The 9,619-nt window shown below is 31.7% G+C and carries 10 protein-coding genes; 1 reads left to right on the top strand and 9 read right to left on the bottom strand.

From position 1 onward, the window contains the following. Nucleotides 1–76: 76 nt before the first annotated feature. From SOY52_RS07385 to SOY52_RS07370, 4 genes are read right to left on the bottom strand one after another with little or no spacing between them, the layout of a single operon-like run. Entirely contained in the window at nucleotides 77–652 is a 576-nt protein-coding gene (locus SOY52_RS07385) for a hypothetical protein (RefSeq protein ID WP_320848321.1), read from the bottom strand. Further along, nucleotides 645–1,343: an MTAP family purine nucleoside phosphorylase gene (locus SOY52_RS07380; RefSeq protein ID WP_320848320.1), complete on the bottom strand. Its 699-nt coding sequence runs from the start codon at nucleotides 1,341–1,343 to the stop codon at nucleotides 645–647. Before SOY52_RS07380 ends, SOY52_RS07385 begins: the two co-directional genes overlap by 8 nt. Continuing rightward, a complete protein-coding gene (locus SOY52_RS07375) occupies nucleotides 1,340–2,341 on the bottom strand; it encodes a translation initiation factor 2 (RefSeq protein WP_320848319.1) in 1,002 nt (333 codons plus the stop codon). The genes SOY52_RS07380 and SOY52_RS07375 overlap by 4 nt, the downstream gene beginning before the upstream one ends. After that, nucleotides 2,338–2,841 (bottom strand): nucleoside deaminase, encoded by a 504-nt coding sequence (locus SOY52_RS07370; RefSeq protein WP_320848318.1) that lies wholly within the window; start codon nucleotides 2,839–2,841, stop codon nucleotides 2,338–2,340. The genes SOY52_RS07375 and SOY52_RS07370 overlap by 4 nt, the downstream gene beginning before the upstream one ends. 135 nt (nucleotides 2,842–2,976) lie before the next feature. On the opposite strand from SOY52_RS07370, the gene SOY52_RS07365 reads away from it, so the two are divergent. Further along, nucleotides 2,977–4,242: an FKBP-type peptidyl-prolyl cis-trans isomerase N-terminal domain-containing protein gene (locus SOY52_RS07365; protein WP_320848317.1), complete on the top strand. Its 1,266-nt coding sequence runs from the start codon at nucleotides 2,977–2,979 to the stop codon at nucleotides 4,240–4,242. Between the two features lie 32 nt (nucleotides 4,243–4,274). On the opposite strand, the gene SOY52_RS07360 is transcribed toward SOY52_RS07365, so the two are convergent. The 5 genes from SOY52_RS07360 to SOY52_RS07340 are packed head-to-tail and all read right to left on the bottom strand — an operon-like array spanning nucleotide 4,275 to nucleotide 9,397. Further along, nucleotides 4,275–4,646 (bottom strand): hypothetical protein, encoded by a 372-nt coding sequence (locus tag SOY52_RS07360; RefSeq protein WP_320848316.1) that lies wholly within the window; start codon nucleotides 4,644–4,646, stop codon nucleotides 4,275–4,277. After that, entirely contained in the window at nucleotides 4,646–5,281 is a 636-nt protein-coding gene (locus SOY52_RS07355; protein WP_320848315.1) for a cytidylate kinase-like family protein, read from the bottom strand. Before SOY52_RS07355 ends, SOY52_RS07360 begins: the two co-directional genes overlap by 1 nt. A 55-nt stretch (nucleotides 5,282–5,336) precedes the next feature. Further along, nucleotides 5,337–5,972 (bottom strand): HAD family phosphatase, encoded by a 636-nt coding sequence (locus SOY52_RS07350; protein ID WP_320848314.1) that lies wholly within the window; start codon nucleotides 5,970–5,972, stop codon nucleotides 5,337–5,339. Nucleotides 5,973–5,981: 9 nt separating this feature from the next. Then, nucleotides 5,982–7,703: an ABC transporter ATP-binding protein gene (locus SOY52_RS07345; RefSeq protein WP_320848313.1), complete on the bottom strand. Its 1,722-nt coding sequence runs from the start codon at nucleotides 7,701–7,703 to the stop codon at nucleotides 5,982–5,984. Then, nucleotides 7,703–9,397 (bottom strand): ABC transporter ATP-binding protein, encoded by a 1,695-nt coding sequence (locus SOY52_RS07340; RefSeq protein WP_320848312.1) that lies wholly within the window; start codon nucleotides 9,395–9,397, stop codon nucleotides 7,703–7,705. The genes SOY52_RS07345 and SOY52_RS07340 overlap by 1 nt, the downstream gene beginning before the upstream one ends. Nucleotides 9,398–9,619: the final 222 nt, after the last annotated feature.

The following is a 9,619-nucleotide window of genomic DNA, read 5'->3' as shown; positions in this document are numbered from 1 at the left end:
TAATTAAAACACTTTTTTTCATATCTTTTTTGCTCCTACATTATTAATCTAACACTACTTTATTTATTTTCAAGCCCTATGGAATAATCTTCAAACAATCTACATAAACAATCCTATATGGGGAATTAACAGCTAAGTAATCAATCTTACTAAACTTAAAGCCAAGTGTTGAAAGCGTATTAATTACATCCTCTGCAGTATAAAGCTTAACTAACATTTTTTCTTCTTCATTGTAAAAAGCTGGCATTAATTCTAATGGCTTTGGTTCTACCCTTGCAGATGAAAGAAAATAAACCAAAAACTCACTGCTCTTTTTCATTTTTTCATATACATCAAATAAAAGAGGAACAACTAAATCCTTATTTATTGTATTGATATAAATTGGCATAAACACAAATGTATATGAATCTTTTATTGAGCTAACCCTATTAAGGTTTAATTGCTCTAGCATAGTAGGATCAATATTGCTATCTTCATCAAGTAGGATATCAACATTAGCACCAACAATATCCTTAATTAAGGCTCCTCCTAAAATGCTATATTGCCCAATACAAAGCACATTTGCTTTTTTATTTAATCTCTGGACAACCTCATTTAATGGCTCTAAATAACCTTCGTTTTCCTTAATCCAAGTAAAAAAATTATCATTCATTTAATAAAACCTTTATAGCGCTATTAACAATAGTTTGAGAAATCTTATTAACCTCATCATCCCCAATAAATTCAAGATCTGTACTACTTAAACCTGCTGCCATATTAATTGAGTAACAAATAGCTAAGTTAGGTATTTCAAGCTCATTAATTAAATCAGCTTCAGTTGAAAGAGTCATTCCAACAACATCACATCCCATTGCCTTGTATGCTCTAATTTCCGCTTTAGTTTCTAGTCTTGGACCTTGTGTTGTAACGTATATTAAATCACCTTTAATAGCAGGTAAAACCTTTTTTATCCTCTCCTGCAAAGCACTTGAAAATTGATTTTCTGCATTAACATGCTTTAGGCTGTAAAATGTGCCATCAAAAAAGGAATTATTTCTTGAGTGTGTCATATCAATGTGGTCTGTAACATAACCAATTTCACCAGGAAGTAGTTTATCACTAATTGATCCAACAGCATAAACAGAAATAACCTCCTCACACTCTAAATCCTTAAGAGCATGGATGTTTGCTCTATAATTAATTAAATGAGGTGCTACGGAGTGAGCCATTTTATGGCGAGGTAGAACTATTAAATCATCTGCTTGGTAATATTCATATTCACCAAAATGGTTACTTCCACTCTTTTTTTCTGCCTCCTTAAAAGCTAATTTATCACCACCTGTACCTAGTATTAGTGCTTTCATCTTTTTTCTCCATTTAAAAATAGCTTATCTGGTGTAATTACCCCACTTACATACTTTGATGGAATAATATCAAAACATGGATAAATTGCATTAACACTATCAAGTGTAGTCTTTACACCTCTAAAGTTTTTAACTTCCTCGCTATCACGATATTCAATAACAATATCATTAAAATCCTTTTTTGTTTGATCAAAACTAATAGCAAAGGCATAGTAAGGGATGTTGAAGGTAGCTGCAACTACTGCATTTTGAAATGTACCTATTTTGTTAACAACAGTTAAATCCTTAAGCGCCAGGTCTGCAGCAGTCATATACTTATTTATTTTGCCCTCTCTCATAAAGGTTCCAACCATATTATCTGTAATTAAATAGTGGTCAAAACCCATTAAGCTAAGAGAGGAACTTGTTAGTCTTGCACCTTGTAGATAAGGTCTAGTTTCTGGTGCAAAAACACAAAATCTCTTATTAGCTAATCTTGCCTTATATAGAGATAAGAAAAATGAGTGCTCTGGAAAACATGTAGTTAAAATACCATCCTCATCATTAATTAGATGAGAACCAATATCACTCATTTTGTCATAACAAGAGTCGTAGTAATCGAGGCGATTATTAACTATTTCTTCCACTTTGCTAACAAAGTTATCACATTCAAAAGAATTAATTATTGTTGGCAAAACACATTTAAGTTCACGCGCCATAGTAGTATTTGTTGGACGTGAATTTATAAGAGCAGTTACACCTTCTTTAAATGCTTTTTCACATTTACCATTTTGTTTTGCAATTAAGACTAAAGAATTTAAGGCTACCTCAAGGGGACCGCCTCCTTGGGTAACCATATTCTTAATAGCTGAGGCAGCTTCAAAAACATTTTCAGCTTTATAAAACTTTTTCTCAAAGGGATAAGATCTTCTATCACCAATTAATAAAGTTTTATCCTCAATTCTTGAAATATTTTCATGCTTTAAAATATAAGGTAGGAATTCTTGTATATTGTTCACTTCCAAAATCCAACGTGGTCAGCACAAATTTCATTAATTAGTTCTTCGTCATCAACAGGTCCAGCTACCTTAATATTCTTTTGACCTGCTTCAATTACACTTCTGCAATCAAGACTAAATGTTGGGTTTTCATCATTTGCACCTGTATAGGAGAGTAATTGCTCCTCAGTTGCTCCATAAACTAAACGACCAATATTTGCCCAGTAAATAGCACCAGTGCACATAACACATGGTTCGAAATTAGTATATAAAGTACAGGATGATAAAAATTCAGGTGAATATAGCTTTACAGCCTTGAATGCAAGTAATGTCTCAGCATGGTATGCAGACCCTCCTTCTGTAAAAGCATTTTGCATCTCAAGTAATATATTTCCATCTTTATCGGCTAACAGAGATCCAAATGGGTGGTTACCATTTAACTTTGACTCATGTGCAACTCTAACACACTCTCTAAGCATTTTCTTATCAAGCTCTGTTATTTTGTCTTCAATTACGTGCATGTTTATAACTCCATTAAATCTTCACAATAATATATAAACTTTATGATAAAGTAATGATAACAAATAAAGAGCCTTAATCATAGCTTGACGAATATGACATGAAGATATAATTTTGGCTCAAAAGGAAAATAAAAAATGAAAAAAACACTATTGGTAATGCTACTTCTTTTAGTATCTCTTTCTCTTTTTGCAATGGGTGCAAAAGAAATTGGCAGTGATGAGAGAGTTGTAAAAGTAATTAGCACAGTTGAAATGTCCCATGGAAATTCCTTACTTGTAATGGATGAAAATGGAACTGAGTATATCTATCATTTCTCAAATGATACTAAATCTACATTCCCAATTTCCCACTACCAGGGTGGTGAAATCTTAGCAATTAAGGATAATGGAATTATGACAATGTCTCTTCCAGGACAGACAACAGCTGTTAGCGTAAGAGATATTACAATTGGTGTAAAAACTGGTGCATATAAGGTTAATTTCCCAGAAACATCTCAAAGTGTAGTTTATCCAGGACAGAGAGCTTGGAATGCAGAGCTAGTTGATGACTTAACATCACGTTTTTCATATGCATATGGTTATGACCTTATTTCAAGCTATCTCAGCCAAGGCTTAAACTTAAGAGCTGGATACTTTGCTAAAGGCGTAATTGATTTCTGGAGTTATGTTGATCCATTTATCACAGTTGATGAGATGAACTCCTACCTCGACAACTACATTAACAATGTATATGCAGCAGGAGTACAAGATACAATAGGAAGCCTACCAGCAAGTATCGATGAAATTAATGCATTAACTAAAACAGATGATATTTCTGAAATGTTTGCATATTCATATGGCTACTATATCTCATTCCAGCTCTTCTATTCCGGTTTAGATTTAGATGCATATTCATTTGTAGATGGTGCAATGCATGCACTATTTAATGACGCTCCACTTCTTAGTGAAACAGAAAGAGAGAATGCAATGAATGAATATTCTCAGAAAATGCAAGAAGAGTATGACAAGTACATTGCAGAGCTTTCTGCAAATAACCTTCAAGCTGCAGAAGCATTCTTACAAGATAATAAAAACCAAGAAGGTGTTGTTACTACTTCTTCAGGTCTTCAATATAAAATCATGATTTCTCAAGATGGTCCAAAACCAACTCAAGATAGCACAGTTACACTTTCTTATACCTTAAAGGATTTATATGGAAACACCCTTGACCAAGGAAGTAATGTAGAATTTGCCTTAACAAATACAATCCCTGGTTTTAAGGAAGCAGTATCTAATATGAGTGTTGGTGAAACAGCTATTGCTTATGTTCATCCTAATCTAGGCTATGGCACTCAGCTACTTGAAACAATTGAGCCTAATTCACTACTTATATTCGAAATTGAACTAATTGCAATTAACTAAAAAGTTTGCCGTCCGAAAGGGCGGCAATTATTTTAAAAGGTAAAAACACAATATTTAATATTTGTGGGTAAATTGGAGCTCATACATATTCTCCATTCCCCTTCATCTAAAAGTATAAATCTACCTTCAGACAAAATAAAAACTTTATCAACATCCTTAGATGAAACAACCATTTCCCCCTCTAGGGTAATAACAATTGCTTTTTTATCGACCTTTAATAAAATCCCTTTATCACTTGTTAATATTGTTGAAACACTGTAAGAAACATTACTATTTTCTGGACACACATAAGTGCCTTCCTTTTGGTCATAAGGAAGGCTTCTATCCATGATATCAATTACATTTTGAATTTCACTAAAGGTATTTTGATAACTCTCAAGTTGGGATAGAACATCAAATACCATCAGATTTTACTACCTTTATGAGCTTCATGAAGCTTTGTGAAATTAATTATTTGGTCAACACAGCCATCAATTCCAAGTAATGAACTATCTAATGAAAGATCATAAGTCTTACACATACCCCATTTTTGGTCAGAGTAATAATTGTAGAAGTTAGCTCTTGTTTTATCATTTTTTAAACAAATATCTTCTGCCTTATCAGGTTCAACTTCATAAACATTAATAGCTCTTTCTATTCTTGCTTCAATTGGAGCATGAATAAATACTGAAATAACTGATGGATCATCTCGAAGGATGTAATCTGCACAGCGACCAATAATTACGCAACTACCTTGATCGGCAACCTTTTTAATAGTTTTTGATTGAATCAAGAATAGTTGGTCATTTAATGGCATTTCATTAAAGCCAAGTGTGCTTGAAACAGCAGAATAGTTACCCATTACTAGAGAGTATAATAAAGAAGAAGTTGGTTTTTCATCTGCATTATGGAATAATGCCTCACTAAGACCACTATCCTTTGCTGCAATTGCAAGTAGCTCTCTATCATAGAAAGGTATATTTAGTTTTTCTGCTAGCGCCTTACCAACCTTTCTACCACCACTACCAAACTGTCTGCCAATTGTATATACAACTTTCATATCTTCCTCCTAGAAATAATTATAATTCATTTATTAATTGAACATAAAGATATTTTTAAATCAATTGCAAAAATGAACTAATTACCTTATCACTATATTTCTTTATTTGTGCACTATCCTCTTTATTAAATTCATCATATACACCAACTGTATAAAACCCTGCGCTTTTAGCACACTTTAAAGCAAGAGGTAAATCTTCAAAAACTACACATTCATTATCACTTAAGCCCAGTTTAGAAGCTGCATGAAAATAAATCTTAGGAGAAGATTTACCAATACCTACATCAGAGGAAGTAACAATAACATCAAAAAAATTTAATATGTTGTGTCGCTCTAAACATGGAATAAAAAAATCTTTAGAAGAAGAAGTAGCAATAGCTATTTTTATCCCTTTTTCTTTTAAATGGTTTAAAAAATTAGTAACACCTTCTTTTAAATTAATACTATTTTTATATTCATTGATGGCCATCTCTTTCCATTCACTAATCACTTCGCTAACACTTTCCTTTAAGTTATAACGATTTATCGTGTAAATTGCTGTTTCTGTTATCTCCATGGCAGTAATAGCCTTTGAATAGTCTTGAGTGTATTCAAGTCCCCTCTTTTTTAAAAACTCTTTATCAATTCTAACCCAAAGATCCATTGAATCGAGAAGAGTACCATCTAGATCAAAAATAATACCTTTAATCATATATAATCCTTATTCAAACTGTGCTCTATAAAGTGTAGCGTAGTACCCATCTTTTATGAGTAACTCATCATGATTACCTTCTTCTACTATACCACCATCATCAATAACAAATATTCTATCTGAATTTCTTATTGTTGATAACCTATGAGCAACGACAAAACAAGTTCGCCCCTTCATCAAGGTTTGAATTCCTTTTTGTACCTTTATTTCAGTATTAGTATCGATAGAGCTAGTTGCTTCATCGAGAATTAAAATTTTAGGATCTCTAATAAGTGTTCTTGCAAGTGCAATAAGTTGCTTTTGACCAATAGATAAAGATAGCTCATTTATCTTTGCATCATAACCAAAGCGTGAGATGAAATCATCACACCCAATAAGGCGACAAGCTTCTTTACATCTTTCTAAACTTGCATATTCTGCCCCATATCTTAAATTATCTAAAATAGTACCAGTAAACAAAAAGCTTTCTTGAGTCATTACTCCAACATATCTTCTTAATGATGAAACAGAGTAGTCCTTAATGTCATAACCATCAATTAATACATTTCCTCTTATTGGATCATAAAAACGAGAAATAAGATTAATTATTGTAGTCTTCCCGGCACCAGTTGGTCCAACTAATGCTATCTTTTCACCCTTTTTAACAGTAAAACTAACATCCTTTAATATAAGTTTATCCTTTTCATCAGGATATGAAAAAGAGACTTCTGAGAAAGTAACATTACCCTCAACCTCTGGTAAATCCTTTATATTTTCTTTCTCAATTATAGAACTTTCTTCATCCAAAATTTCAAATACTCTACTTGCACCACTTAAGTTATTACTAAGCTGGTTATACATTTGTGAAAGAGTTCTTACAGGACTCCAAAATAGTGTTATATATGTTGAAAAAGCAATAAGCTCACCTACACTGCTTTGATCAATTTTTAAAAGATAAATTGCAAATAGATATAGAAATAGATATCCGATTCCTCTTGATAAATCGATAATAATACCAACGCTATCACCAAAGCGTACACATTTTATCCAGAGCTTAACTATTTCGTCATTAATACGTTCAAATGCATTCTTCTCTTTTTCTTCTGCACCTAAGCTTTGAATTACTTTAATACCTTGGAAAGCTTCATGGGAGAATCCTGCAATTTCTGATTGCTTATGCCTATACTCATACCAACGTGGATAGTTGATACTCATTATGTAAAAGGTTCCAATAAATACAATTGGTAGAGATATCAAGCTGCCAAGAGCTAATATTGGATTTAATATTAGCATTGCAACAATTAAGCTAAGAAGGAAAAAAGTATTTGGAACTAAAATAGTTACAAGCTGAGTTAGTAATTGTTTTAGTGATGATATATCACCTATTAACCTCGATAGAATTCCTCCAGTTGGTCTTGAATCAAAGTAATATAGATCAAGGGTTTGTAGATGCTTAAAAACTTCATCTCTAATTTCTAATATTGCTTTATTAGAAACCTTACTCATAATTCTAACTCTAATAATTGATAAAGCCCACCAAACTAAAACTAAGATAATATAAATTATACTAAGTCTTAAAACACCATTAATATTTTTATTTACTATTTGAACATCAATAATGTTTTCAGCAATAAATGGTAAAATAACTAATATTAAAGATGCAATTGACATAATTAAAATAACTAAGAAAACACTTAGCCTATATTTAGTTAAATATTTTAATAACCTAAAAAGAGTTTTTTTCTGTTCCATTATTTTGCCCCACTTTCAAGCTGGGTAACATAAGTTTGATAATACCTACCCTTTAGTTGAAGTAATTCTTCATGATTACCTCTTTCTACGATTTTTCCCTTCTCAAGAATTACTATTTCATCACAATCCTTAACAGAAGAAATTCTATGTGCAATTATTATCTTTGAAGCCCTTATAGCTTTTAAATTATTTGAAAAAGCTCTTTCTGTTTTCATATCAAGTGCACTAGTAACATCATCTAATATTAGAACCTTAGCATCTTGTAATAGTGCTCTTGCAATGGTTAGTCTTTGCTTTTGTCCACCAGATAGGCCTACCCCACGTTCTCCTATTTTAGTATCAAGCCCTTGCTCAAGCTTTGATATAAACTCATAGGCATTTGCGATTTTAATCGCATTATTAATTTTATTTAAATTAATTTCATCACACCCTTTTGTAATGTTATTAATAATTGAATCACTAAATAGAAATACATCCTGATGAACAAAAGCTATATTCTTCCTTAAATATGAAAGAGGAAGCTTATTAATGTTTATTCCTCCAAGAGTTATTTCGCCTTCACTAGGATCAAAGAGTCTTGTTAATAGTGAAACTAATACACTCTTACCATCTCCTGTTGCTCCCATAATAGCAAGACTCTTTCCTTCCTTAAGAGAGAAATTAATATCAAACAAAACATCCTTAAAGCCGATATTCTTATATTCAATATCAAAGTTATCAACCTCTGGAAATTCATCGGTAGTGATAATTTCACTATGCGTTTCTAAAAGCAAAACAATTTTCTTACCACTTGCTCTAGCTCTTGCAAGCTCACTAATAACCCACCCTATTTCAAGCATTGGCCAAATTAAGTTATTAACATAGGTAACAGCTAAAGCTAGGAGACCTAAGCTGATTTGGCCATTCATAACTAAAACAGCTCCAAAGAGAATTGTTAGAGCATACATAATTCTAGCTATAGAATTAGTTGCACTCTCATAGTTATTGTCAGTATTTTCTTGTTCAACATTAAGATTATAAAAGTTCTTATTTCTTTTAGAAAATTTTCTAATCCCTAATTCTTCCTTATTGTAGGCTTTAACTGTTCTAATTCCATCAAGGTCTTCAGCTGCAGTTTGGTTCATTAGTGCTGTTTCGTCACTAATTAAATCAAAATACCTATTTGATGCCATCTCCCTTTTAATACTTAAATATCCCATAATCGGAATTAGAATCAAAACAGGGATTGAGATAATAAAACAATTAAAAACTAGTGAAAAAGTCATAACAATTGTATGAAGTACTATTTCAACAAAGAAGATAAAAATAAATCCAAATGAAAAGCCTACATTTTCACTATCATAACGAACTCTTGTGAGTAAATCACCTGATTTATTATTTATAAAAAATTCACCACTTTGTTTTAAAATGTGATCAAATAAAGTACTTCTTACACTATTAGTTACGCCTAAACTAATTCTATCAGAAAAATACTCAGCAATATATTTAAAAACCCCTCTTAATAAATAGCAAATAAAAACAAGTGCTAATAAAAGTGGAGCATAGGTAAATACCCGATTTATTATTACATCATCAATTATATGAGCAATAATATAAGGTATTAGCGCATCAATTAATATTCCTAATATCAGCCCTGTAGCTGATAAAACATAATCTCTCTTAAACTTAAGAGCATACTTAAAGAATTTATTCATTGTTGTAAAAAAAGCCGAAACTACTCCCAAATGTGGAAGATACGATAGAAAATAATATGCAACTCTTTTATCAAATAGTTCGTGGAGAGCTAATTTGTTTTATTCTTTTCATATATCTTGCCCTCCTTAATACGATTCCTATATTCTTACAACAGTATTATCTATATGTCAAGCTTCAATTTCAGCATTTATTTCTTCCAATGACATATTCAATTAAAATAC

It is taken from the genome of Bullifex sp., from assembly GCF_034103065.1.
GTDB lineage: Bacteria > Spirochaetota > Spirochaetia > Sphaerochaetales > Sphaerochaetaceae > Bullifex.
Note: the sequence above shows the minus strand (reverse complement) of the source record. Positions and strands in the feature narration are given on the sequence as shown.